At 62.2% G+C, this 24,319-nt stretch carries 26 protein-coding genes; 11 read left to right on the top strand and 15 right to left on the bottom strand.

Translation table 11 applies throughout. The features are described 5' to 3' along the window. Nucleotides 1–168: 168 nt before the first annotated feature. The 4 genes from thrC to AC2444_RS03390 are packed head-to-tail and all read left to right on the top strand — an operon-like array spanning nucleotide 169 to nucleotide 6,448. Complete coding sequence (gene thrC / locus AC2444_RS03405; protein ID WP_012756364.1) at nucleotides 169–1,593, top strand: threonine synthase; 1,425 nt, start codon at nucleotides 169–171, stop codon at nucleotides 1,591–1,593. 3 nt (nucleotides 1,594–1,596) lie between these two features. Beyond that, the gene (locus tag AC2444_RS03400; protein ID WP_012756363.1) at nucleotides 1,597–2,895 is read left to right on the top strand and encodes a M16 family metallopeptidase; all 1,299 of its coding nucleotides are present in this window, start codon (nucleotides 1,597–1,599) and stop codon (nucleotides 2,893–2,895) included. Nucleotides 2,896–2,924: 29 nt separating this feature from the next. Beyond that, a complete protein-coding gene (locus AC2444_RS03395; protein ID WP_012756362.1) occupies nucleotides 2,925–3,539 on the top strand; it encodes a GNAT family N-acetyltransferase in 615 nt (204 codons plus the stop codon). After that, a complete protein-coding gene (locus tag AC2444_RS03390; protein WP_487762901.1) occupies nucleotides 3,536–6,448 on the top strand; it encodes an EAL domain-containing protein in 2,913 nt (970 codons plus the stop codon). Before AC2444_RS03395 ends, AC2444_RS03390 begins: the two co-directional genes overlap by 4 nt. A 25-nt stretch (nucleotides 6,449–6,473) precedes the next feature. Here the strand turns inward: AC2444_RS03390 and AC2444_RS03385 are convergent, their stop codons facing one another. The 4 genes from AC2444_RS03385 to AC2444_RS03370 all read right to left on the bottom strand — a co-directional run bounded on the left by AC2444_RS03385 (nucleotide 6,474) and on the right by AC2444_RS03370 (nucleotide 10,099). Beyond that, the gene (locus AC2444_RS03385; protein WP_012756360.1) at nucleotides 6,474–6,983 is read right to left on the bottom strand and encodes a nucleoside kinase; all 510 of its coding nucleotides are present in this window, start codon (nucleotides 6,981–6,983) and stop codon (nucleotides 6,474–6,476) included. A gap of 112 nt (nucleotides 6,984–7,095) precedes the next feature. After that, on the bottom strand, nucleotides 7,096–7,722 hold the full coding sequence (locus AC2444_RS03380; protein WP_012756359.1) for a class I SAM-dependent methyltransferase: 627 nt from the start codon (nucleotides 7,720–7,722) through the stop codon (nucleotides 7,096–7,098). 284 nt (nucleotides 7,723–8,006) lie between these two features. Continuing rightward, the gene (locus AC2444_RS03375; RefSeq protein WP_012756358.1) at nucleotides 8,007–9,116 is read right to left on the bottom strand and encodes a sulfite oxidase; all 1,110 of its coding nucleotides are present in this window, start codon (nucleotides 9,114–9,116) and stop codon (nucleotides 8,007–8,009) included. Between the two features lie 311 nt (nucleotides 9,117–9,427). Beyond that, nucleotides 9,428–10,099 carry a DUF938 domain-containing protein gene (locus AC2444_RS03370; protein WP_012756357.1) on the bottom strand — a complete coding sequence of 224 codons (672 nt, stop codon included), beginning with the start codon at nucleotides 10,097–10,099 and terminating at the stop codon, nucleotides 9,428–9,430. A gap of 411 nt (nucleotides 10,100–10,510) precedes the next feature. On the opposite strand from AC2444_RS03370, the gene AC2444_RS03365 reads away from it, so the two are divergent. After that, nucleotides 10,511–10,861 (top strand): DUF2200 domain-containing protein, encoded by a 351-nt coding sequence (locus tag AC2444_RS03365; protein ID WP_012756356.1) that lies wholly within the window; start codon nucleotides 10,511–10,513, stop codon nucleotides 10,859–10,861. Nucleotides 10,862–10,946: 85 nt separating this feature from the next. Here AC2444_RS03365 and AC2444_RS03360 read toward each other — a convergent pair whose 3' ends face one another. Further along, complete coding sequence (locus AC2444_RS03360) at nucleotides 10,947–11,648, bottom strand: TetR/AcrR family transcriptional regulator (RefSeq protein WP_012756355.1); 702 nt, start codon at nucleotides 11,646–11,648, stop codon at nucleotides 10,947–10,949. A 193-nt stretch (nucleotides 11,649–11,841) separates the two neighbouring features. Here AC2444_RS03360 and AC2444_RS03355 point away from each other — a divergent pair, with 193 nt between their 5' ends. From AC2444_RS03355 to AC2444_RS03340, 4 genes are all read left to right on the top strand, one after another. Next, a complete protein-coding gene (locus AC2444_RS03355) occupies nucleotides 11,842–12,327 on the top strand; it encodes a RidA family protein (protein ID WP_012756354.1) in 486 nt (161 codons plus the stop codon). 141 nt (nucleotides 12,328–12,468) lie between these two features. Then, nucleotides 12,469–12,894: a hypothetical protein gene (locus tag AC2444_RS03350; protein ID WP_032996248.1), complete on the top strand. Its 426-nt coding sequence runs from the start codon at nucleotides 12,469–12,471 to the stop codon at nucleotides 12,892–12,894. A 134-nt stretch (nucleotides 12,895–13,028) separates the two neighbouring features. Then, the gene (locus AC2444_RS03345) at nucleotides 13,029–13,337 is read left to right on the top strand and encodes a Dabb family protein (protein ID WP_012756352.1); all 309 of its coding nucleotides are present in this window, start codon (nucleotides 13,029–13,031) and stop codon (nucleotides 13,335–13,337) included. A gap of 77 nt (nucleotides 13,338–13,414) precedes the next feature. Further along, nucleotides 13,415–13,999 carry a cation efflux transmembrane domain-containing protein gene (locus tag AC2444_RS03340; protein WP_012756351.1) on the top strand — a complete coding sequence of 195 codons (585 nt, stop codon included), beginning with the start codon at nucleotides 13,415–13,417 and terminating at the stop codon, nucleotides 13,997–13,999. A gap of 112 nt (nucleotides 14,000–14,111) precedes the next feature. Here AC2444_RS03340 and AC2444_RS03335 read toward each other — a convergent pair whose 3' ends face one another. The 10 genes from AC2444_RS03335 to AC2444_RS03290 all read right to left on the bottom strand — a co-directional run bounded on the left by AC2444_RS03335 (nucleotide 14,112) and on the right by AC2444_RS03290 (nucleotide 22,997). Next, entirely contained in the window at nucleotides 14,112–15,011 is a 900-nt protein-coding gene (locus tag AC2444_RS03335; protein WP_012756350.1) for a metal ABC transporter solute-binding protein, Zn/Mn family, read from the bottom strand. A 16-nt stretch (nucleotides 15,012–15,027) separates the two neighbouring features. Then, complete coding sequence (locus AC2444_RS03330) at nucleotides 15,028–15,900, bottom strand: metal ABC transporter permease (RefSeq protein WP_003557122.1); 873 nt, start codon at nucleotides 15,898–15,900, stop codon at nucleotides 15,028–15,030. After that, the gene (locus AC2444_RS03325; RefSeq protein WP_012756349.1) at nucleotides 15,897–16,646 is read right to left on the bottom strand and encodes a metal ABC transporter ATP-binding protein; all 750 of its coding nucleotides are present in this window, start codon (nucleotides 16,644–16,646) and stop codon (nucleotides 15,897–15,899) included. The genes AC2444_RS03330 and AC2444_RS03325 overlap by 4 nt, the downstream gene beginning before the upstream one ends. After that, entirely contained in the window at nucleotides 16,643–16,771 is a 129-nt protein-coding gene (locus AC2444_RS03320; RefSeq protein WP_012756348.1) for a hypothetical protein, read from the bottom strand. Before AC2444_RS03320 ends, AC2444_RS03325 begins: the two co-directional genes overlap by 4 nt. Nucleotides 16,772–17,461: 690 nt before the next feature. Continuing rightward, entirely contained in the window at nucleotides 17,462–18,154 is a 693-nt protein-coding gene (locus AC2444_RS03315; RefSeq protein WP_012756346.1) for an amino acid ABC transporter permease, read from the bottom strand. Nucleotides 18,155–18,173: 19 nt separating this feature from the next. Then, nucleotides 18,174–18,881, bottom strand: a complete 708-nt coding sequence (locus tag AC2444_RS03310) for an amino acid ABC transporter permease (RefSeq protein ID WP_012756345.1) — start codon at nucleotides 18,879–18,881, stop codon at nucleotides 18,174–18,176. Nucleotides 18,882–18,937: 56 nt separating this feature from the next. Then, a complete protein-coding gene (locus tag AC2444_RS03305) occupies nucleotides 18,938–19,762 on the bottom strand; it encodes an amino acid ABC transporter substrate-binding protein (protein WP_012756344.1) in 825 nt (274 codons plus the stop codon). Nucleotides 19,763–19,778: 16 nt separating this feature from the next. Next, a complete protein-coding gene (locus AC2444_RS03300) occupies nucleotides 19,779–20,519 on the bottom strand; it encodes an amino acid ABC transporter ATP-binding protein (RefSeq protein WP_012756343.1) in 741 nt (246 codons plus the stop codon). Continuing rightward, entirely contained in the window at nucleotides 20,512–22,002 is a 1,491-nt protein-coding gene (locus AC2444_RS03295; protein WP_012756342.1) for an NAD(P)-binding domain-containing protein, read from the bottom strand. The genes AC2444_RS03300 and AC2444_RS03295 overlap by 8 nt, the downstream gene beginning before the upstream one ends. Beyond that, nucleotides 21,999–22,997 (bottom strand): LysR family transcriptional regulator, encoded by a 999-nt coding sequence (locus AC2444_RS03290; protein ID WP_012756341.1) that lies wholly within the window; start codon nucleotides 22,995–22,997, stop codon nucleotides 21,999–22,001. The genes AC2444_RS03295 and AC2444_RS03290 overlap by 4 nt, the downstream gene beginning before the upstream one ends. Nucleotides 22,998–23,158: 161 nt before the next feature. On the opposite strand from AC2444_RS03290, the gene AC2444_RS03285 reads away from it, so the two are divergent. Both AC2444_RS03285 and AC2444_RS03280 read left to right on the top strand, forming a co-directional pair. After that, nucleotides 23,159–23,641 (top strand): CMD domain-containing protein, encoded by a 483-nt coding sequence (locus AC2444_RS03285; RefSeq protein WP_012756340.1) that lies wholly within the window; start codon nucleotides 23,159–23,161, stop codon nucleotides 23,639–23,641. Next, nucleotides 23,638–24,213 carry a peroxidase-related enzyme gene (locus tag AC2444_RS03280; protein ID WP_128449646.1) on the top strand — a complete coding sequence of 192 codons (576 nt, stop codon included), beginning with the start codon at nucleotides 23,638–23,640 and terminating at the stop codon, nucleotides 24,211–24,213. Before AC2444_RS03285 ends, AC2444_RS03280 begins: the two co-directional genes overlap by 4 nt. Nucleotides 24,214–24,319 lie beyond the last annotated feature (106 nt).

Genomic DNA, 24,319 nt, shown 5'->3' with positions numbered 1-24,319 from the left:
GGGTAAGCGCCGTTTTGATGCACTTTTCGACGCCGGATGCGGGCAACTTCAAAAGCATACGAGCAAAGCCCTGCCGGCAGGGCGGCGCCTTTTCGATTTCCGGCCCGATTTCAGGCAGAGCGGGCCATGGTGCCGGCCGGCCGGGTTTCCTCCAGCGATAGATCAAGGATGACGAACGTGGATTATATCTCGACCCGCGGCGAGGCCCCTTCCCTCGGCTTTTGCGACGCCCTTTTGACCGGGCTGGCGCGCGATGGCGGGCTCTACGTTCCCTCGAAATGGCCGAGCTTTTCCAAGAAGGAGATCCGGGCGCTCAGGGGCAAGACCTATCAGGAGATCGCCTTCACCATCCTGTCGCCCTTCACCAATGGCGAGATCCCCGACGACACTTTCCGGGCGATGATCGACGAGGCCTACGGCACCTTCCGCCACCCGGCGATCGCGCCGCTCGTCCAGACCGGGCCGAACAGCTTCGTCATGGAGCTCTTCCACGGCACGACGCTCGCGTTCAAGGACGTGGCAATGCAGCTGCTCGCCCGGCTGATGGACTATGCGCTGGAAAAACGCGGCGAGCGGGCGACGATCGTCGGCGCTACCTCGGGCGACACCGGCGGGGCTGCGATCGACGCCTTTGCCGGCCGCGAGCGCACCGACATCTTCATCCTCTTCCCGCACGGTAAGGTCTCGCCGGTGCAGCAGCGGCAGATGACGACCTCGTCGTCACCGAACGTGCATGCGCTTGCCGTGGAGGGCAATTTCGACGATTGCCAGAACCTCGTGAAAGCAATGTTCAACGACGTGGCTTTCCGCGACAGGGTCCGGCTATCAGGCGTCAACTCGATCAACTGGGCGCGCATCATGGCCCAGATCGTCTATTATTTCACGGCATCGGTCGCGCTCGGCGGGCCGGACCGGAAGATCTCGTTCACGGTGCCGACCGGCAATTTCGGCGATATCTTCGCCGGCTACTGCGCGAAGCGCATGGGCCTGCCGATCGACCGGCTGGTGATCGCCACCAACGAGAACGACATCCTGGCGCGGGCGCTGAAGACCGGCCGCTACGACATGAAGGCGGTCAAGGCGACGAGTTCGCCGTCGATGGACATCCAGATCTCGTCGAACTTCGAACGGCTGCTCTTCGAAGCCTATGACCGCGACGCCTCGAAGGTGCGCGCGGCGATGGAAAGCCTCAAGCAATCCAACGGCTTCGAGATCGGCAGCCAAGCGCTGAAGGCGATCCGCCGTGACTTCCGCGCCGGGCGTGCCAGCGAGAAGCAGGTGGCCGAAACGATTCGCAAGACCCATGCCGAGACCGGCTATCTGCTGGATCCGCATTCGGCGATCGGCGTCTTCGTCGCTGCCAAGAAAGAAAAGCCGAATACGCCGATGGTGACGCTTTCGACCGCGCATCCGGCGAAATTCCCCGCCGCTGTAAAATCCGCCTGCGGTATTGACCCGGCGCTTCCGACGTGGCTTGCTGATCTGATGCACAGGGAGGAGCGTTTCCAGATCATCAAACCGGAGCTGAAAGCCGTTGAGACTTTTATCGGCAAGCATGCCCGCGGCGAGACGACAGCAGGCGCAGAAAGATAGCCAATGACAGTTGAGTGCACCCGGCTAAAATCCGGGCTGACAGTAGTCACAGAGACCATGCCGCATCTTGAAAGCGTTGCGCTCGGAGTCTGGATCAAATCGGGATCGCGTAACGAGACGGACAACGAGCACGGCATCGCTCACCTGCTCGAACACATGGCCTTCAAGGGCACGGCGCGCCGCACGGCCCGCCAGATTGCCGAGGAGATCGAGGATGTCGGCGGCGAAGTCAATGCCGCGACCTCGACCGAGACGACCTCCTATTATGCCCGCGTGCTCAAGGACTACGTGCCGCTCGCCGTCGATATCCTCGCCGACATCCTGACGGAATCGGCCTTCGAGGAAGAGGAGCTGGAGCGCGAGAAGCAGGTGATCCTGCAGGAGATCAACGCCGCCAACGACACGCCCGACGACGTGGTGTTCGACCGGTTCTCCGAGGTCGCCTATCGCGACCAGACGCTTGGCCGGGCGATCCTCGGCACGCCGGAGACCGTCGTCTCCTTCACGCCGCAGCAGATCCGTGGCTATCTCAGCCGCAACTACACGACCGACCGGATGTTCGTGGTCGCCACCGGCGCCGTCGAGCATGAAGAATTCCTGCGCATGGTCGAGGATCGTTTCGCCAACCTGCCGACGGCCCCTTCGGCGCCGCCCGTCATGGAACCGGCGCGTTATATCGGCGGCAGCGTGCGCGAACCGCGCGACCTGATGGACGCGCAGATCCTGCTCGGTTTCGAAGGCAAGCCCTACCACGCCCGCGATTTCTACTGCTCGCAGATCCTCGCCAATATCCTTGGCGGCGGCATGTCCTCCAGGCTCTTCCAGGAGGTGCGCGAGTTCCGCGGCCTCTGTTATTCGGTCTATGCCTTCCACTGGGGTTTTTCCGACACCGGCATCTTCGGCATTCATGCCGCAACCGGCGGCGAAAACCTGCCGGAGCTGGTGCCCGTCATCATCGATGAGCTGCACAAGTCAGCCGATGCGATCCACCAGAAGGAAATCGAGCGCGCCCGCGCCCAGATCCGCGCCCAGCTGCTGATGGGTGCGGAAAGCCCGGCTGCCCGGGCCGGCCAGATCGCCAGGCAGATGATGCTCTACGGCCGGCCGATCTCCAATCCGGAGATGATGGAGCGGCTGGAAGGCATCACCGTCGAGCGGCTGACCGACCTTGCCGGCCGGCTGTTTTATGACACGGTGCCGACGCTTTCGGCGATCGGGCCATTGGACCAGCTCGCACCGATGGAAGATATCACCGCCTCGCTTTCGGTCCCGGCGTCGAAGACGCTGCAGGCAAGCCGCTGAGCCGACGTTCGTCCTGCCGGGAGTGATCGATGCCAAAATCGGTTTTTCGGTTCCTGCAGCGGCAGCCGGAAGCGGTGGAGCTGGAGAACGACAGGTATTTCCTGCGCCTGCCGCGCTACCAGGATTTCAACCAGTGGCACCGGCTGCGCGCCGAAAGCCGCAAGTTCCTCGAACCCTGGGAGCCGACCTGGCGGCGCGACGAGTTGACGGAGGGCGCCTACCGCGCCCGTGTCGTCCGCGGCAAGCAGGAATACGCCTCGGGCCAGGCGGTGCCGCTGTTCATTTTCCTGAAAGGTGACATGACGCTCGTCGGCGGCGTCACCATCGGCTACATCAGAAGGGGTGCGGCACAAAGCTGCATGATCGGCTACTGGATGGGCGAACGCCACGCCGGCCAGGGGCATATGTTCGCCGCCCTTCAATTGGTTATTCCTTACATCTTCGCCGGGCTTGAGTTGCACCGTATCGAAGCAGCCTGTATTCCAGATAACGCGCGCAGCATCCGTCTGCTTGAAAAAGCCGGGTTTCAACAGGAAGGCTATCTGCGCGGATATTTGAAGATCAACGGTCAGTGGCATGACCATGTGATGTTTTCACGTCTCGCCACTGATACGGATAAAGGCAGGATAACCGACAGCCGATGACAAGAGACCGCATGCTGCCCAAGTCACCGTCCGGACGAGTGATCGCGGTGATCGCAGCCCTTTTCCTGGCGGCCTTCGCCTTCGTGGCGGGTGTTGCCCAGGCGGCCGAACCTGTAAAAATTTCCCGTGACGATACCGCGCTCGACCTGACGGCAACGACGGAGATCTACGCCAACCAGGGCGAAGCCTTCCAGGTTTCGACGGCGGCCGGCGCCGACGGCATCCGCCGCCGCATCGAGGTCAGGGCAAGCTCGGAGAACCATCAGGGCGACTGGGCGGTATTTGCGCTTGCCAATGTCTCGGAAGAACAGCTCGAGCGCGTCATCGTCGCGCCGCATTTCCGTCTGGTCAATTCCAAGCTGTTCTGGCCGGATCTCGGCTCGCAGCGCATCAGCGCGATTACGCCGAGCGAAGGCTTCGCGCTCGACCGGCAGCCGAGCGACGAGGCCGACGTCTTCCGCATCACGCTGAACCCCGGCGCCGTCATCACCTTCGTCGCCGAACTGTCGACGCCGGAACTGCCGCAGATCTATCTCTGGGAACCGAACGCCTACAAGGACACGATCAACGCCTTCACGCTCTATCGCGGCATCGTGCTCGGCATTGCCGGCCTGCTTGCCGTGTTCCTGACCATCCTCTTCGTCGTCAAGGGCACCTCGATGCTGCCGGCGACGGCAGCACTTGCCTGGGCGGTGCTCGGCTATATCTGCGTCGATTTCGGTTTTCTCGGCAAGCTGATCAGCGTCGCCTCGGCCGACCAGCGAATATGGCGCGCCTGCGCCGAGGTGGCGCTGGCGTCGAGTTTCGTCATCTTCCTCTTCACCTATCTCAACCTCAACCGCTGGCATGCGCATCTGGGTTACGCCACGCTTGCCTGGGTGCTCGGCCTTGCCCTGCTCTTCGGCGTGGCGATCTACGATCCGTCGATTGCCGCCGGCATTGCCAGGCTTTCCTTCGCGCTGACGGCGACGATGGGGTTGCTGCTGATCATCTATCTCGGCTTCAACCGCTACGACCGCGCCATCCTTTTGGTGCCGGCCTGGGCGCTGATCCTCGTCTGGCTGTTCGGGGCGTGGCTGACGGTCACCGGACGGCTCGACAACGACATCATCCAGCCAGCACTCGGCGGCGGCCTGGTGCTGATCGTGCTGTTGATCGGCTTCACTGTCATGCAGCATGCTTTTGCCGGCGGCGCCTTCCAGCAGGGGCTGTTTTCCGATCTCGAGCGGCAATCGCTGGCGCTGACCGGCTCCGGCAACATGGTCTGGGATTGGGACGTGGCGCGCGACCGCGTCGTCACCATTCCCGACGTCTCGATCAAGCTCGGCCTGTCGCCCGGCGCCATGCATGGCGCGGCGCGCAACTGGCTGCCGCGGCTGCACCCCGACGACCGCGACCGCTTCCGCGCTACGCTCGACGTGCTGCTCGAACACCGCCGCGGGCGGCTGAACCACGAATTCCGCATTCGCGCCGAGGACGGGCATTTCCACTGGCTGCTGATCCGCGCCCGGCCGGTGCTCGGCTCGAACGGCGAAATCATCCGCTGCGTCGGCACGATCGTCGACGTGACCGAACAGAAGAATTCCGTCGAGCGGCTGCTGCACGATGCGCTGCACGACAATCTGACCGGCCTGCCGAACCGGCAGGTCTTCCTCGACCGGTTGCAGTCGGTGTTGGCACTGGCGCCGGGCGGCGACACGCTGCGGCCGACGGTGATGGTGATCGATATCGACCGCTACAAGCTGGTCAATGATTCGCTCGGCGTTGCCGCCGGCGACAATATCCTCATCGCGCTGACGCGGCGGCTACGCCGCCTCTTGAAACCGCAGGACACGCTGGCGCGGCTTGCCGGCGACCAGTTCGGCCTGATCCTGGTTTCCGAGCACAATCCGGCCAAGGTCGCCGATTTTGCCGATGCGATCAGCAAGGCGATCATGGTACCGATCAACTTCGCCAATCGCGAGATCATCCTGACCGCCTCGGTCGGGCTTGCCTCCTGGGTCGACCGGCAGGAGAGCGCCACCGGCCTGCTCAGCGATGCCGAGCTTGCGATGTACCGGGCAAAACGAGCCGGCGGCAACCGTGTCGAGCCGTTCCAGCCGGCCTTCCGCGACTTCGGCACCGACCGGCTGCAGCTCGAAACGGATCTGCGCCGCGCCATCGAGCGCAAAGAATTGTCGATGGTCTACCAGCCGATCGCAAGGCTGGAAGATGTCGAGGTCGCCGGTTTCGAGGCGCTGATGCGCTGGGAACATCCCAAACGCGGCAATATCCCGCCGTCCGAATTCATCCCGATCGCCGAGGCCTCCGATCTTATCGGCCCGCTCGGCATGTTCGCACTGGAACAGGCGACCAACGATCTGATGAGCTGGCAGCACCAGACCGGCGAATTGCCGATCTTCGTCTCGATCAATCTGTCGAGCGTGCAGTTGCTCAATAACGAGCTCTATGACGACGTGCGTTCGGTTCTCGCCAAGACGCATTGCCAGCCCTCGCGCCTCAAGCTCGAACTGACGGAATCCATGGTGATGGAAAATCCGGAACAGGCCCGGCTGGTGCTGCAGAAGCTGAAGGAAGCCGGCATCGGACTGGCGCTCGACGATTTCGGCACTGGCTATTCGTCGCTCGCCTATCTCACCCGCTTCCCCTTCGACACGATCAAGCTCGACAAGACTTTGGTGCGCGACAGCAGCGACAAGAAGGCGATCGTGCTCCGGTCGGTGATATCAATGGCGCGCGAACTCGACATGAAGGTGGTGGCGGAGGGGATCGAATCCAACGAGGATGCGATCGAGCTTGCCAAGATGGGCTGCAACTACGGCCAGAGCTACCTTTTCGGCCCGCCAATCCCTTCGGAATCGGTGCTGCGGCTGCTGCGCGACCGCTTTCCGCTGACGAAACGGGCCTGAGCGGAGCGGCCGGCCTCATCGGTCGTCAGGTGAGTTGAGCGAGGATATCGTCGACGACACTTGGGACAGTACCCGTCGTGTCGATATTGATGCCGATGGGAAGATATTCCCGGGTATGATGATAGCGGAGCACCAGCGCCCGCTCGGCCGGCTCAAAGCCCGGCTCATTCGGCCGCCCATCTAATCGTCCGTTCAACGTCTCAACGTCGATGTCGAGCACGAAAACCTTATCGAAAAGGTCCAGGAATTTGTGGAAATTGCGCGAGCCGCCACAGAAGAAGGTGGCAGGATAGGTGGTGTCGGCAGCAATAGCCCGGACCTTGTCGACAGGCCAGATCCAGTGCGCGTATCCCCAAACGATGCGGTCCGCGCCTTTGGGCGGTCCTGCGAGTGCCTGGCCCGTCTCGGGGTCGCCGACATAGGCCAAGACCCGGTCACCATGGACGACATGGTAGCCCCGCCGCTCCAGTTCGGTAGCGACTGACGTTTTTCCAGTGCCGGAACCGCCTTCGATCAGATAGTTCTTGATTCCCATAGGCGCCGCTTATCATGGACTTCGATCTGGTGAAAAGACACTCTACCTGGCGGTGACCACCTAGAGTTCATAGTCGCGCCACAACTGGCCATTTCCGCAAGTTCTATGTGCGTCACGCCCGACTCGCCCGAACGCTCAGCCACCGATCATGGGGCTTTCCGACGCACCGACGTATCTCGCTGACGATCCAGCCGGCGTCTGTGAGTGCGGACCGCAGGGCAGACTCACGCCAGTACGTCTCGACGTAGCGCCGGGGCGCTGCAGCACTGCCGTGTGTGGACACATCCTGGCTTTCGCCCTCTCTTACCGAGGCGTGCAATCGGCCACCGGTCCGGGTCGCCTCGGCAAGCCGTCCAAGCACCGTGCCGAAATCCTCGCGCGCGACATGAATCAGGCAGGCACAGGCCCAGATCCCGTCGTACGGCGTGCCGGGACGCTGCGGGTCGGCCAAGTCATCGGTCAGCGGGTCCAGCAGGTCGGCTTCGAAGCCACTTTCGCGAAGCAGTTCGACGAAACCGTTTGCAATGTCGGTGCGCCGGACGCTCATTCCCCGCTTCTCAAGCTCAAGTGCATCTCGCCCGCCACCGCTTCCGATCTCCAGCACCCTGCCCGAGCCGCCCAGCTCGGTCACGAACGCATCGATCTCTGTCGCGACCCATTCGGGCATCGCCGCGGCCTCGGCAGCGTACTCCGCCGCGACCGTATCATAGGACCGCATAGTCTCCCTGTCGGTGCTCATCCTCACGCGCCTCCTTTTAGACAACAGGTCGATGAGCGAGAGGCCCATCAGCCCGTTGCGCCTTTCACCCGCTTCGGCAGTTGGTGACATCGCGGGCAATTTGCTTCCGAGCTTTAGCAGAAATGCGGTCAGAGACACCACCGACCGAGCCAATGCTGCCGGGCGGCAATGCGCCCTCATCATGGTCATCGAGCCACCGGCCGCCGTTGCTGCAAAACGGACATGACGCAGTGACAACGCGGGTCGCAGTTGCGCCAAGCCGCCATTCCGCCCCATGCGGGTGATTAGATCACGAATTCCTCCTGGTACGTCTGTGGCTCGGGAACGACCGTGACCTCCACCGGAACGATCCAATTGGCCGCGTAGCTCTCGCAGTCGGAACGCTGGAGGTCGGGCTGCACGCACCCCGCCCCATCGATCGCGCGACATCGCAGTATATATCGCCCCACTTCTTCAGGGGTCCACATGTACTCCCACAAGCGCCATGCAAAGGGACGTTCTGTTTCGAGGAGCCTCCCCTCGCGCCAGCCCCTGCCATCTCCGGTGCAGACCTGCACCTGCCGGATAGCAGCCTCTCCGCTCCAGGCGGCTCCGAAAATCCGGTACGGTTGGCCGGCGATGAGATGCGCCCCCTGTACGGGACGCGCGATCTGCGCTTTGACCTCCATCTCCGCAAGGGGGACCAGCCTGGGTTCCCCGAGGTTGCGCTCCCAACGGAAATAGTCGCGCACCTGCCAGTAGCCAAGGAAGGGTTGCTCCACAACCGTGATATGCGTGATCCACTTGACCCAAGCCATGCCGAACCAGCCACCCACGACCGCGCGTAGCGGGTAGCCGTGATCGCGCGTCAACGGCTCCTCGTTCATCGAATAGGCAAGGATCGTGCTGTCAGCGATGGCCTTCTCAAGCGGTAAACTGCGCGCAAAAGCGATGGGGCCGGGAGAAGCCGTTTTCTTGTTCGTGTCGACGACGCCGCTGTCTGCGCCTACGAGCAGAACCTCACATGCGGTTCGCTTAACGCCCGCCATTTCCAAAATCTCGCGCAGAAGAACACCTGTCCACGCGGCATTGCCGACGGCTCCGTTCTGCCACTGCAACCCCTCCTTCGGCGGCTCATAGTAGACGCGGCCGTTCCCTGCACACTCGACGACGGCGGTCAAAGTCGTGCTCCGCATCGCCTTGATGCTGTCGAGGTCAAGTTCGATCGGCCGCTCCACCGCCCCGCCAACGCGCAATCTCCAGTCTCGCGCATCGAGGTCCGGCGACGGGAAATGGTTTCGCACGAAGAACAGCTCGGTTGGGATCAGCCAATCGGAGAGCGACGCAAACGGAAACTCGATATTCTGTGGGGATTTCTGTCGAACTATTAGACTGGGTTGCTCTGGTGTCGGCATCGTCCTCGTCTCCCCTTCCAAGAGCACAACGTCGGCTCTCGGTCGCGCGAATTCCGGTTCGATCACACCGCCCCTCGCAGTGCGTCTGTCGCGTTCCGCCTTCGGCCGCATTCTAGAGCAATTCCAGGAAAAGTGCGAAGCGGTTTTCCGTCCGGAATTGCGTAAAAACAAAAGGATAGAGCGGTTCTGCGCTTCCGTTAACAGCTGAACCGCTCTAGCACATACCGGACGTTCCTCGGATCGACCTCGAACGGCAGCAAGGGGCCCGAATGCTGCTATAGGCCCACGTCTCTTTCGCGCCCGCTTATCGTTCAGGCACTACCGCTGGAGAAGACCAGCAACATATTGTTGGTAGGCATCTCGATCGTCTCGCGGAGATTAAGTCCAGCGGCCTCACCCACTTGTTCAAGATCAGCGATATCACGCACCCCCCAGGATGGGTTGCGCTCCTTTAGAGCCGCGTCGAAAGCAGCGTTCGAGGGGGCGTTGTGTGCCCCGTCGCGCATGAATGGGCCGTAAAGAAGAAGAAGCCCACCAGCGTGAAGCAAACGGCCAGCTCCTGCGAACAATCCTAAGCTTGCCGCCCACGGCGCGATATGGATCATATTGATCGACACGATGGCGTCAAAATGCCCCGTTTGTTCGACGCCCCATTGTCCTGAGCACACATCAATATCCCGCGGTGCCAGCACATTCTTCAGCCCTGCGAATTTGATCCAGCTAGACGTGCTGGTGCGGGCGTCGGCGTCCGGATCGCTCGGCTGCCAGGTGAGGTTGGGCATTGCTCCCGCAAAACACACGGTGTGCTCGCCGGTCCCGCATCCAATCTCCAGCACGGCGCCATGTGTTGGAAGGACACGTTTTAGGACCGCGACGATCGGCGCCGAATTTCGCGCAACGGAAGGTGAGAACATGCGCTGGTCGGCGCTTATGTCGCGCTGTTCCAGCGCAACAGGCGAACGGTCCTTCTTCTCTGGGGGCATTGGCCTTGAATCCCCTTTGGGCGATGTCTCCCACCTTATAGCTGAAATGATGGGACAGAAACCAAGGATTTCGGACTTACGAAGGGGTCGTCGGCGCGTGCGTTCGGCCGAGGGCGACCGAACGTCCACTTCGTGTCAGATCACGCGCCCGCCAGGCTCAAGGTCTGCATTCGAAAATCGGAGCCCGGAAGCCGACCGACGGCTTTCGGCCCCGTAGCGGTCGTCTACCCAAGCCGAGCCGATGTCCGTTGTTGGTGCAATCCGGTCGACGACGCGCGGCGCTGGAGAGATGCCGCCTTTGCACTGATCTACTTCGCGCCCGCAGAAGCCTGCCGATTATCGGCCACTTGTTGAGGTCTTGAAATCAGCTATCTCAAGCCGGAAAATATCCGGAACGTTGAGGAGCACTCGATGACGAAGCATCGCATCTATTCCATCAGCGTCGCGAGCGTCTATCCCCACTATGTCGCCAAGGCAGCGAAGAAGGGGCGGACGAAGACAGAGGTCGATGACATCATCTGTTGGCTGACGGGGCATAACCAGCAGAGCCTGGACGACCAATTGGCTGCGAAGACCAACTTCGAGGATTTCTTTGCGCAAGCGCCTCGGATGAATCCCTCCCGATCGTCGATTACCGGCGTGATCTGCGGCGTCCGCGTGGAAGACATCCAGGAAACGACGATGCGGGAAATCCGCTATCTGGACAAATTGATCGACGAACTCGCCAAGGGGAAAGCGATGGAGAAAATCCTGCGAAAATAGCCCGGGAACCGCGTCGCGGCAGTGCGGGATCACCCACGGCGCGCCCGCAGAATCCGGTACCGTCTCGTCCAGGAATGACCAATGTTCACAGGCGCGGAGCGAGGCCATCAAGCAGGAAGTCGAGGCCCTTGCTGAAAGCGCCGTCCCAATCATTATCCAGCAGCAGACGAGAGCGTTCGATCGTCGGATAGTGCTGGCTCAGACCTGTCAGGCGCTGCTGCGCGGCCGCCCTGTCGTCGTCCGAGAGATCGAAGTTCGCCCGGGTGATGGTCGCGCCGATCACATAGTTCCAGAGCGACCATATCGCGACGTTCAAATCCGCATCAGTGACACCGGCTCCAGACAAGGTCTTGCTCAGCAGTTCCAGGCGAATGAGAATGTTCGGGCCGAGCGCCCGGCGCGGCAGCAGCGAGGCCGACCAGGGATGGCGCAGCATGCTGGCGCGCCAGTCTTCGAGCATATGAACGATTTCCCCGCGCCAGTCTCGAGACTCGACGATGTCAGGCGGGCCGCGATATTCGAGCACGGAATCCAGCGCCAGATCGAAGACCTCCTCCTTGTTGCCGACATGCCAATAGAGGCTCATCGCGCCCGAGCCGAGGCGATCGGCCAGCCGACGCATCTTCAGTCCGTCGACGCCCTCGGCGTCCAGAAGATCCACCGCAGTCGCCACGATCCGTTCCAGCGAGAGAGGCGGTTCACTGCGCGGCTCCTGCCTGGACTGGAGTGATGGCGCACCTCTCCGCCCAGACCCTTTGCTCTCAGCACCGCTGCGTTTGGCTGCCATTCGTTTTCCTTACCGATCAGACGTCGATCTAAGCCGACAATGCTGGGAATGTCGATCCTGACCGATTGACTCGTACGGCGTACGATGCAATTTAATCGTACGCCGTACGAGTCGTATCATGTGGCGGTAAGATTCCATCCTGCAGGCCGCGAGGATCCGTCGCTCGCAGCCCTTGGTGAAGCCAGGAGAAGTCATGTCACGCGCAATCAAGCATCTCATTATCGGAGGACTCATCATGACCATCAGCGCTCCCACCGCCGCGACAGCCAATGAGGACGATCTCAAACTTGATATCGTCAATCCGAAAAACCTCTACGACCCCTCACCGAATGGCTACAGCACGGCGGTGATCGTGCCCCGAGGAGCCCGGCTGGCCTACATCTCCGGACAGGGCGGCCAGGACAGCACGGGAACCTTGTCGCCCGACTTCGCCGTCCAGGTGAAGCAGGCCTATGCGAATTTGCGCACCGCCCTCGATGCGCTCGGCGCAAAGCCGGATCAGGTCGCCAAGCTGACGGTCTTCGTGGTCGATCACGATATGTCCAAGCTCGAGGTGCTGACCAGCAACGTCAAGGACATGTTCGGCGAAGCACTGCCGGCGCAGACGCTGATTCCCGTTCCCAAGCTTGCCATCGACCCCATGCTCTTCGAGGTCGAAGCCGTGGTCGTTCTGGATTAGCGGCGGCGTCGGATCTGCACAATTTCGGATTTTCCCGGTGGCGCGCCAACCTTTGTTGGGCGCGCCATCTTCCTTTTTTTGATGGCCATTGACCAACGGCCTGCGATGTGCGCCACTCATTCCTTGCACAAGGAAAATCCCATGCTCAAGTTCCTGCTCGCCCTCTCGATGGGTGTTTTTTGCGTCTCGCCGCTTCAGGCCGGCGACATCACTCCGGTCACCAAGAGCTGCCAGCCGGGGCCAAAACAGGCGCAATGCGAGCGATGGGTCACGGATATCAAGAAAGCCGTCGGGCTGGCCTATAAAGGCGACCACGGGGCGCAGGTGACTGTTGCCTTCTGCCTCTCCACCGGTTGCCATGGTGCCGTCGCCATCGACAAGGTCGCCTCCTGCAGCTGGCATCTCGTCATCGCCAATTCCGGTTCTACGACAGTGCTCGACAGTTCAAACACCAGGAACACCTGCCGGCCGATGACGGCGGACCAAAAAGACGAAGCCCGCGCGCTGGCGAGCGATCTCGTCCAGAAGATCTACAAGCGGCCCATGGTCAAGACCGACCAGATGTAATCTGCCGGCTTGCTGCTTGCGGCGCAACGCCTGCGTGAAAATAAATCTCATTGCTCTCCCGGCTTTCGCCGCTATTCTCCAGCCAAAGAAAATCGGGCCAAAGAAATCGGCCAAAGAAATCGGGAGGACCACTGATGATCCTGCACTGCGTATTCCTGCGGCTGAAGACCGCGGTGACGAGCGAAGACAAGCAGTCGCTGTTTGCGGCGATCGTCGCCCTGAAACAGCTCATTCCCGGCATAGTGGATATCAAATACGGGCCGAATGTTTCGCCCGAGGGACTGCATGGCGGCTTCGTCGACGGGTTTGCCGTGACCTTTGAAAGCGCCGAGGCCCGGGATGCCTATCTCATCCATCCCGAGCATGTGACCGTGGGCGAGCGCATCGTCTCGTCGACGGATGGAGGCCTTGCCGGCATCCTGGTCTTCGACCTGAATTTGTGAGGGCTGTTGGCCGGCCGCGCTAAAACGGGATCAGCCTCGGCGATGGCGGCGGGTTTATCGAAAAGGCTGAAAGGGACATGCATAGCTCCACCCTCCGCCGCGCAGTCACGACCGTCGCGCTCGCAAACCTTGGCTATTTCGGGGTCGAGTTCGCCGTCGCCCTTTCGATCGGGTCGGTCTCACTGTTTGCGGACTCGGTCGATTTCCTCGAAGACGCCTCGGTCAATCTCCTGATCCTGATGGCGCTCGGTTGGTCGGCTCGCTCCCGGGCACGCGTAGGCATGGCGCTCGCTGCAATTCTGCTGGCACCGGCAATCGCAACGATCTGGACCGCTTGGCAGAAGTTCACCGTGCCCGTCGCACCGGAGCCCTTTGCGCTGTCCTTGACTGGCCTCGGCGCCCTCGTCGTCAATCTGAGTTGTGCATTGCTGCTCGCCCGCTTTCGTCATGACGGTGGAAGCCTGACGAAAGCGGCCTTCTTGTCTGCCCGCAACGACGCGGTCGCGAATATCGCCATCGTCGGCGCCGGATTGATCACCGCGTTTTTCTGGAGGTCGGCGTGGCCCGATCTGATCGTCGGAGTCGGCATCGCGATCATCAATGCCGATGCGGCGCGCGAGGTGTGGACCGCAGCCCGTGACGAGCACCGGGCTGCGGCCTGATCGCTCGCTAGAGCGGTTCAGCTTTTCATGTAAGTGCAGAACCGCTCTGACTTTTTGTTTTTGCGCATTTCTCGGCAAAACCGTTTCGCGCTTTGCCTGGAATTGCTCCGGCTCAGCTCGATTTCGCCATGGCGGCGGCGAGCTGGTCGACATTGTATTTGAACATCTTCTCATAGGTCGGCGCCGGCCCCTTGGCGTCGGACAGGGATTCGACATAGAGCTCGCCGCCGGGCTCGGCCCCGGTTGCCTTGGCGACCTGCTTGACGAGGCGCGGATCGTTGGAATTCTCGAAGAAATAGGCCTTCACGTGCTCGCCCTTGATCTGCTCGATCAGCTTGGCGACGTCGGCTGCCGAGGCCTCGCTTTCTGTGGACAGGCCAAGCGGCGCCAGGAAGCTGACATTATATTCGCGGCCGAAATAGCCGAAGGCGTCATGGCTGGTCAGCACCTTGCGGCGATCGTCGGCGACCTTGTCGAATTTCGCATGGGCGTAGGCGTTCAGTTCATCCAGCGTCTTGGTGTATTTCTCGGCATTGGCCTTGAAGGCGGCGGCGTCAGCGGGATCGGCCGATGACAGCGCCTTTTCGATATTGGCGACCCAGATCTTGACGTTGACGGGGCTGTTCCAGACATGCGGATCGGTGATTTTTTCGCCGTCCTCTTCCATGGTGCGGGTGTTGATGCCTTCGGAAACGGTGACCGGCTTGCCCTTATAGCCCGAGGCGGTGATCAGCCGGTCCATCCAGCCTTCCAGCCCCTCGCCGCTGACGAAGGTCACTTCAGCCGCGTTCAAATTCTTCGCGTCGGCCGGCGACGGCTCGAATTCATGGGGATCGCCGTTCGGCCCGACGAGGCTCGTCACCTTGACGTGTTCGCCGCCGACCTGTTTGACGACATCGGCAAGCACGGTGAAGGAGGCGACCACCTTCAGCGTTTCGGCGGAAGCGGGCACGGCCGACAGCGCCATCAAAGCGGGGATAGCTGCGGAGAGAAGCAGTCTGTGCGGTGTCATTGAAGTCTCCTTGGGATCAGCCCTTCAAATGCGGGCGGGGAAAAAAGCGCCGGGCAAGGCCGGAGGGCGCGAAAAGAATAGAAAAGCCGTAGAGGACCGCCGCCGTCATGATGATCGTCGGGCCGGAGGCGAGTTCGAGATGGTAGGAGGCGATCAGGCCGAGATAGCCGGAGGCGGCAGCACTTGCGGCTGCTATCGCCATCATCACGGGCAGACTGCGCGACCAGAGTTGAGCGACGGCCGCCGGCAGCATCATCAGGCCGACCGCCATCAGCGTGCCGAGCGCCTGGAAGCTGGCGACGAGGTTCAGCACCACCAGCAGCAGGAAGAGCACGTGATAGACCGGCCCGCGCCCGCCGACGGCGCGCAGGAACCCCGGATCGAAACATTCGGCCACCAGCGGCCGGTAGATGAAGGCGAGGATGACGAGGGTCAGCGAGGTGATCGCGCCGATCAGATAAAGAGCGGGAGCATCGATCGCCAGGATGGTGCCGAAGAGCACATGCAGCAGATCGATATTCGAGCCGCGCAGCGAGACGATCAGCACGCCGAGCGCCAGCGAGGCGAGATAGAAGCTGGCAAAGCTCGCATCCTCCTGCAGCACGGTCATCCGGCTGACGGCGCCGGAAAGCAGTGCCACCGAGAGGCCGGCGATGAGGCCGCCAAGGCCCATCGCCGTCAGCGACAGGGAGCCGGCGACGAGGTAACCGATGGCGGCCCCCGGCAGCACCGCATGGCTCATCGCGTCGCCCATCAGGCTCATGCGCCGCAGCATCAGGAAGACGCCGATCGGGCCGGAGCCCAGCCCGAGGCAGAGGCAGGCGACGAGCGCCCGGCGCATGAAACCGTAATCGGCAAAGGGTGCCAGGAAGAGATCGTAAGCCGTCATGCCGCTGGCGCCTCTTCGGGTGCGCAGGCATTTGCATCCTCATCCCAGCGCTCGGCCATGGCGCGCGCCTTCAGGAGATTGACTGAGGACATGACGTCGGCGGTCGCACCCCAGCCGACCAGTTCGCGGGCGAGCAGCAGCGTTTGCGGGAAATGGGCGCGAACCAGCTCGAAATCGTGCAGGACGGCAATCACTGTGCGGCCCTCGCCATGCCAGCGGGTGACGATATCGACGAGGTCCCTGGTGGTGCGGGCATCGATTGCCGTAAACGGCTCGTCGAGCAGGATGATGCCGGCATCCTGCACCAGCAGGCGGGCAAAGAGCACGCGCTGGAACTGGCCGGCCGAGAGCGACCCGACATGGCGGCGGCCGAAGCCGTCGAGGCCGACGGCGGAGAGCGCCTCGCCTGCCCTTTTCACCTCGGCGGGCGCGATGCGGCCGAAGGCGCCCGTCTTCTTCCAGGCGCCGAACATGACGGTGTCGATCACCGAGATCGGAAAGCGCCGGTCGATCTCGGCCGCCTGCGGGAGATAACCGAATTCCGCCCGCCCCAGCCGATGCTCGACCCTGCCTTCGGCGGGACGAAGCTCACCCATGATCGCCTTCAGCAGCGTCGACTTGCCCGCCCCGTTCGGCCCGGCAATCGCCGTCAGGCTGCCCGAGGCGAAGGCGCCGGAGACATGATGGACGGCGGGGTGCCGGTTATAGGCGACGGTCAGATTCTCGAGACGGATCAGCGGCGTCATGGCAAGAGAACCGCCCAGTGGATCGCCAGCCAAAGCACGGTAATGACCAGCGCCATGCCGATCACCCTAGAGAATGCCGACTGTCCCAGCAGGCTGACGGAGGGGCGGTCGGGGCTCGGGGGCATGGCGCATCCTACAATGTAATAACATTACGGTTATGTTATAACGATTGCGGCGAGATTGAGGCGGAAGCTAGTCCCAGATTCATTGCTAAGCTGAATACGGGCAGCATTCGACATGAGATGATCGCGTGCGCGCATCCATTTGACAGCCATATGCTGCTGAGCCAGACTTGACGTATGATCAGGCCATGGCCCCTACTCGCTGACCATATTCGCAACGCGCGAGGACGTTCGGAAGACGAAAAATTCTCGTCGGCCTTGCAAGGCATTGAGCAACTTGCCGATTTCATCGCTCGAAGTTCGCTTCGGGATGCGCTGTTCGGATGGACATCCATGGCTGATCTATGCGTCCAACAAACCGACCATGCCCCTCCCTCAGTGGCCTACCTTCGGATTTCAGCGCAATCATCGGGCCTGATAGAGTTTCGCTATATCGATACGAATGTGGAACGCCGGCAATGGACGCGGACGGAAACGCCAGAACGAGCTGTTCACAGGCTTAGGACCTTCTTAGACCAGCTTCATTGGGTTTCAGGTCCTGACAGCTTTGCTGCCATCCCGAACTAAGAGTTTGCGGCCTGGCCATCCAAACTCGCATCGGCTATCCCGCCTTCAACCAGCCAACCAGCGCTATGCAAAGCGTAAATCTGGTGATCTGGAATATCATCGATCAAAGAAAGCGCCCGACGCGCTTTAGGCCCATACCCTCAGAGCCCGTTCCATACGATCGGCAGCGTAGGTGACGATGTAGGCGATCACCATGTAGATGACGACCGCGATCAGGAAGGCTTCGAGGTAGTAGAAGTTCAGCGCCGCGGTCAGCTGTGACTGCGCGAAGATGTCGACGACCTCGATTGCAAATCCCAGCGACAGCGCCTTCATGATCACCATGATCGAGTTGGCAAGATCCGGGATGGCTGCGACGATGACCTGAGGCAGCATGACCCGGCGGAACACCTGGCTGCGCTTGTAGCCCAGGGAATAGGCCGCATCGGCCTGACCGTTGTCGAAGGAGTTGAGTGCGCCCTTCACGACTTCCGCCTGGAACGCCGCGACGCAGGCGGTCAGGGCGACGATCAGCGTGATCCAGTTCGGCGTCGAGTGACCATTATAGTCGATGCCGACGAGCGAGGTCAGAAACTGCAGCGTCGGCGGCAGGCCGTAATAGGCGAGGAAGATCACGATGACCATCGGAACGCCCTTGAAGACGACCTTGTAGGCGACGACCAGTTCCCGAAGCAGCGGGACTCGCCGATATTCCACCATCGCGAAAAGGCTGCCGACGATCGTAGAGAAAACGAAGATGCCAAGCGCCATGGCGAGCGTCACCGGGACCGCGCCAAGGATGTCCCAGAGATCGGGAAGAAGGACTTCGGAATCGAACATGTGATGACCTCCTATTCGATCAGACGCTTGCCATCATCGTGGCCTTGGCCGGTGCGGTATTGGGCGCGAATCTTGCGTTTCGCGTTTCGAAAAAGCGCACGACGATCCATGCCACGAGGCATAGCAGCGAATAGATCACCGCCAGCACAAGGTAGGTCTCGAACTGGTACTGGTTGTAGTCGCGCTCCATGACGAGATGGGCGGTGGCCATGACATCCGCGGCGCCGATGTACATCACCAGTGCGACGTTGTGGATGAGGTAGATGATCGAGTTGCCGTAGCCTGGCAGGGCGATGTGCACTGCCTGGGGTCCGACGACCCGAAGGATCTTCTGAAGGAAGGTGTATCCGAGACTGTCCGCAGCATCGTGCTGACCGCGTTCCACGGCGAGGTAGGCTGGCCGCAGAACCTCGGAAAGATAGCCTCCATGGTAGAGGCTGAGGCCGACGATCGCCGCGACGTTCGGGGACACGAAATCCTCGACCTCGAACAGAGCGACGACCAGCGGCAGTCCGTAGAAGGCGACGAACAGTTGGAGCACGACGGGGACGCTCCGGGCATAGGAGACGTAGAGGTCGGCCAGCTGGCTGACAACCGGTATCCTGCGCACCCGGAACGTCGTCGTTATCAGGGCCAGCAGGAAGCCGACGATCATGGCCGTGAACGTGATCGCAAGCGTCAGCGGCAGCGCCTTGAGCAGCTCGGGGATCATGATGGATAGGTCCACTTCGGAACACTCCTTGTTTCGGCCTTGGGCCTGATCGCCGGTATCGTTGGCCGGCGTTACTTCATGTAGGTGGTGATGTCCTCGCCGAACCATTTCTGCGAGAGCTTGGCGAGCGTGCCGTCGGCCTTGAGCTCCTTCAGAGCCTTGTCGATGTCTGCGGAGAGCGCCTTGTTCTCCTCGGAGCGATGGATCAGGACAAAGGTATTGTTGATCGCGACCGGCTCGCTCGCCTTGACGTCGAGCTTCTGCTGGTCGATGACCGTCTGCTCGCCGAGGTTGGACGGCAGAACCAGCGCGTCGTATTTGCCGTTCTCCACCTCTTTCAGGCGATCCGGATAGGGAATGCCGGCGCTGGATGCGGTGATCTCGATTTTGAAGTCGGGGTTCTTTTCCTGCCAGGCAGTGGCGAACTTGTAGATGCCGCCGCCGGCCGTCACGGGCACGATCTTCTTGCCGACGAGATCCTTCATTTCGTTGATGCCGCTGTCCTTGCGGCTGTAGATCTTGATCAGGCTGGCGCCGATCGGGCTCTCCGGAAGGAGGAACTGCTTTTCGCGAGCGGGCGCCCGGTAGTAGCCGCCGGTCGCGATGTCGTACTTGCCGGTGGCGAGGCCGGTCTCCTGAGCGATGTCGGCAGCACCCTCCATGACGAATTTGTACTGGGGCAGCTTGGCGTTGATCGCCTTCAGGACGTCGGGCTCGTAACCCTGCGGCTCGACGCCGATGGCACCCCAGGAGAGCGGCTTGGATTCGGCAGCCGTCGCGATCTTGATGGTGCGCACGTCCTCGGCATGCGATAGGCCCGCGGTTGCGAGGGCAAAGGCAACGCCGGCGACAGCGAGGCCGAAGGTGCGGCGGGAAGTCGACTTGATGGAAGACATGTCAGGCATCCTTTCTTTACTGGATGGAGTGTTCGGAATTCAGGAACTGGGCAAGGCGCGGGTTGGAGGGCGTGTCGAAGATCTCGGCAGGGCTGCCTTGAGCGGCGACGACGCCCCGATCCATGAAGACGATGCGGTTCGAGATGTTCTTTGCGAACTGCATCTCGTGGGTGACGAGGAGCGAGGTGATGCCGGACGACGTGACGTCCCTGATCACCTTCAAAACCTCGCCGACGAGTTCGGGGTCGAGCGACGACGTCGGTTCGTCGAAGAGCATGACATCCGGCTTCACGGCCAGCGCACGCGCAATGCCGGTCCGCTGCAGCTGGCCGCCGGAAAGCTGGGACGGGTAGCTGTCGATCTTGTTCGAAAGGCCGACCCGCTCAAGCTCCTGCAAGGCGATCGAACGCGCCTCGTCCTTCGAATTGCGTTGCACGACCACGAGCGGATCCATCACGTTCTGAATGACGGTCATGTTCTTGAAGACGTTGAACTGCTGGAAGACCATCGCCGTCCGCAGCCGGATCGCCTGGACCGCAGTGTTGTCCGGTTTCTGGTAGTCCATCCTGACCTGATCGAAGGCGATTGTGCCGGAGGCCGGCTTGGCCAGATAATTGATGCACTTCAGCAACGTCGTCTTGCCGGTGCCGCTGGGGCCGATGATCGACACCACGTCGCCGCGGTTCACCGAGAGATCGACGCCGTTGAGGACCTGGGTGTTTCCGTAGGACAGCTTTAGGTTTTTGATCTCAAGCATTTCGGGTCGGTGTCCTTTCGGCAGATAGGTCGGAAAACGTCGCGGTCTCGTCGTCGGCCCACTCGTCTCCGAGCAGCTCGGGCGTATCGAAGGCCTGGAGATCGGCGAAATGACGCTCGCGGTCGGCGACGAACAGCGCCCTGACGATGCCGCGCGCGAGCCGGTCGGCACCTTCGCTGATGGCGGGAATATCGCCCGTGAGCTTGCCGTGGCTGAGCGTGGCCGGGAAGTTGAAGCAGTGAATGCGGGCCAGCGCCGGGCAAGCGCCGGGCTCGGCCTCGAGGAACTCGAACGCCTCTCCGAGGTCGGGCGAGGTTTCAAGCTCGTCGTTTCGCATGTCCGCGGGCACAGGAAAGCGGTCGCGCCAGAGGCCGATATGGGATGCGACGGCGGCGAGTTCCGGCCGGTTCTTCAGGTCGACCCTGAAGCCGGTGCCGAAGATCAGGAAATCGACGGGATAGCTGCCTTTCGGCGTCGTCACAACGATATGGTCGCCTTGCTGCTGCAATCGATCGATCGGGCTTCCGAGATGAAGATGGGCCTGCGGGAATGCGCTGACACGCAAGACGCTCGGGCGCGGAGGCGGCGTCTGCGAGCGCATGGCGTAGTCGAGAAAGCGCCACTTCCAGTCATCCGGCAGACCGGCGAAGCCATGCACCACGCCCTGGCTGCCGATGCCGGTGAACTTGTTGATCCGTGGCAGGTCGGTCCTGCGCACGAACATGTCAAGCCGGGCAGCACCTGCCTCGAGCGCGGTGGCGGCGTTGTCCATCGCCGAGGCGCCGGCTCCGACGACGCCGACCCGCTTGCCGCGCAATGCGGCGAAATCGATAGGGTCGGCGGTATGGGCCCAGAACTTGCGCTCGATGCCGTGGGCGATCGACGGCACGAAGGGACCGCCGAGGCCGTCGCGGCCCGTTGCCAGCACCACATGGCGCGCGATCGTCGTTTCGGACCGGCCATCATGACGGCAGACGACATCGAGCAGGCCGTCGGCGCGCGGACGAATCGCATCGACGGCGACCCCATTGCGTACCGGCAGGTCAAGCACGCGCCGGTACCAGACCAGGTAATCCATCCATGTCTCACGCGGCGCCCTGTCGAGCGCGATCCACGCATCGCGGCCATGCAGCGCCTCGTAATAGGCGCGGAACGTCAGCGCCGGCAGGCCCATTGCCGGCCCGGTCAGCTGCTTGGGGGAGCGAAGGGTCCGCATTCTGGCGAAGGTGACCCAGGGACCCTCGCTTCCGGCAGGCGCCTTGTCGAGAAGGATGTGGTTGGCGACGCCGAGCCGCTTCAGCATGGCGGAGGCCACGAGCCCGGCCATGCCCGCACCGATGATCACGACGTCGACGACCCCTTGGCCATCGACGACGCGGGGAGGAACCCAGGACTTGGCCGGCAGCTCCAGCCAGGCAAGGTCCTGCCGCAGGCGTGCCTCGAGCGCTTCGAGATTGTTCGGAAACATCGAGAGGTCGCTCATGACGGCACGTCCTCGGTCATCTGGCTACCGCCGTAGACGGTGTCGGCCAATGCTTCGACGCCGCCTGCGTCATGCAGCCGGCAACCGGGCATCGCGAGCGCCACCGCGCGCGCCGCATCGATCACGGCGGCGACCGTCGGGGTCAGCGGCATCGCGGCAGGCGAGATGGCGCCGAACAGGAAGGGGATGGTGTGGTCGAGGACGCGCATCACGATCCCTTCGAGCGGAACGCCGCAGACCGTCGCCGGCTCGACGATGGCGACACCCAGTCCGGCCCGGACCATCGTCAGGGCCGTCAGCGAGGCGTTGACGTCGATCATCCGTTGCGGCGCCACACCCGCCCGTTCCAGGGCCTCGTCGATGCGGTGCCGCAGGCGGTAAGGATTAGCGAGCGTGATGATGCGGCGCTCGGCGAGATCGGAGAGACGCACCACGTCATCATTGGCGAGCGGATCGTTGGCGGCGAGAGCGACGACACACGACGCTTCGGCAATCCAGTGCACGTCGAGGCCGGGGTGCTCCAGCGGCAGGCTTGAGATCCCGAAATCCGCCGAGCGGGCGAGCACGGCCTGCACGACGTTCTCGGCCGCCAGCGCCTGCACATGGAGATGACGCGGTATCAGGTCCGGCGCGACGGCCGAAATCGCCTGGGGCAGAACGCCGGCCGCAAGTGAAGGCGTGGCGGCGATCGTCAGCGACGGCGGCTCATCGAGACCGATGGCGTTCGCCCGTTCGCGGATGTGGGCGAGGCTCGCGAGATGGCGTTCCACTTCAGCGTGAAAGAGCAGACCGCGCGCGGTCGGGCTGATGCGCGGGCCGCTTCGATGCAAAAGCGCATAACCGATATCGGCTTCCAGATCCTGGATCAGCCTTGTGACCGCCGGCTGCGACCGGCCGAGCAGTCGCGCCGCCCCGGTCACGCTGCCGGCGGACATCACCGCTGCGAAGGCTTCAAGCTGCCGGATATCGAAAGAGTTAGAATGCATAATGGACATCAAACACTCTCCTTCATGTCAGTAAAGCATGACAATTCTCATTTGACGACTGGCTGTAGATAAAAAATTCACATCAAAGTCTGCCTAGCATTCCAGTTTGACATAATGAGAGGTCCGGCCTACCTAAGACTTATGTCCGCTGACGTATTGAGGAGCTTGTTTTGACACTCATCGAAACTCTTGCCTCTGTGAGGCCGGGTTCCGCGCTCGCGGAAGCCATGGGCAAACGCGCGGAGATCCTGCGCCTCAGTGAAGCGGCCCACGACGCAGTGCTTCTGCCACGCGATCCCGGCGGGCTGTCGCACGGCCTGAGGGCTGCGCTCGCCGCCCGCATGGCGCGCCACAACCGCAGCCCGGCGCTCGCAAGCCACTACGACACGCTCGTTGCCCGCGCCGACGAACCGGCGACAGCCTTGCTCGCCGAGCCGGACACGAAGGTGTCGGATCCCCGCACCGCCGAGATCGTTCGCCATGCCGACCGGCTCACGGTCGCGCCGCGCGATGCCACGCGCGCTGATGTGGAGGCATTGCGCCAGGTCGGCGTAACCGACGCCGACATCGTCCGGCTCGCGGAGCTTGCGGCTTTCGTCAATTACCAGGTGCGGGTTCTCGCCGGCCTGAAGCTACTCGGAGAAATGCGATGAGCGAGGTCGTCCACACCTTCACCACCACAGTGCCGCGCTGGCAGCCCTATGTCGTTCCGGTCGATTTCGCGACCGCCACCGACGAGCAGCATGCAGCGATGCAGACGACGCCGTCGAACAAGGGCGTCTCGCCCTATGTGCTGACCCTGGCGCACGACCCCGAGACGCTCGCGGTCCGCTCGCCGCTGTTCAACCTGATCATGTACGGCAAGGACGGACTGGCAGCCAGCGAGCGCGAACTGGGTGCAGTCGCCGCCTCCGTCGTCAACCGCTGCGTCTACTGCGCCGCCGTCCATGCATCCCGGTTCAACAACCTGACAAAACGCACGGATGTCATCGAAGCCGTGTTCGCCGATGGTCTCGAGGCGACGCTCGACGAGCACCTCCAGGCAATCTTCAACTTTTCAGCCCGACTGTCGACCACGCCGCCCGAGGCGGTCGCGGCCGATGCGCAGGCGCTGGCGGACGTCGGGCTCGACGAGCTTGAGGCTCTCGATCTCGTCCTCTCCTCGGCGATCTTCGGCTGGGCGAACCGCCTGATGCATACGCTCGGCGAGCCGATGAAGGACTAAAGCGCGTCACACGCTTTAGATCTTTGGTTTTCCGCATGTCGTTTTGCGCGACATTCGCGCATTTCTGTCGCTGGACGACAAATGGCATGATGTGTCAAAAGAAGCC

This window comes from Rhizobium sp. WSM1328, from assembly GCF_057653715.1.
The sequence above is the reverse complement of the archived record's forward strand: the minus strand, read 5'-3'. Positions and strand labels throughout refer to the sequence as shown.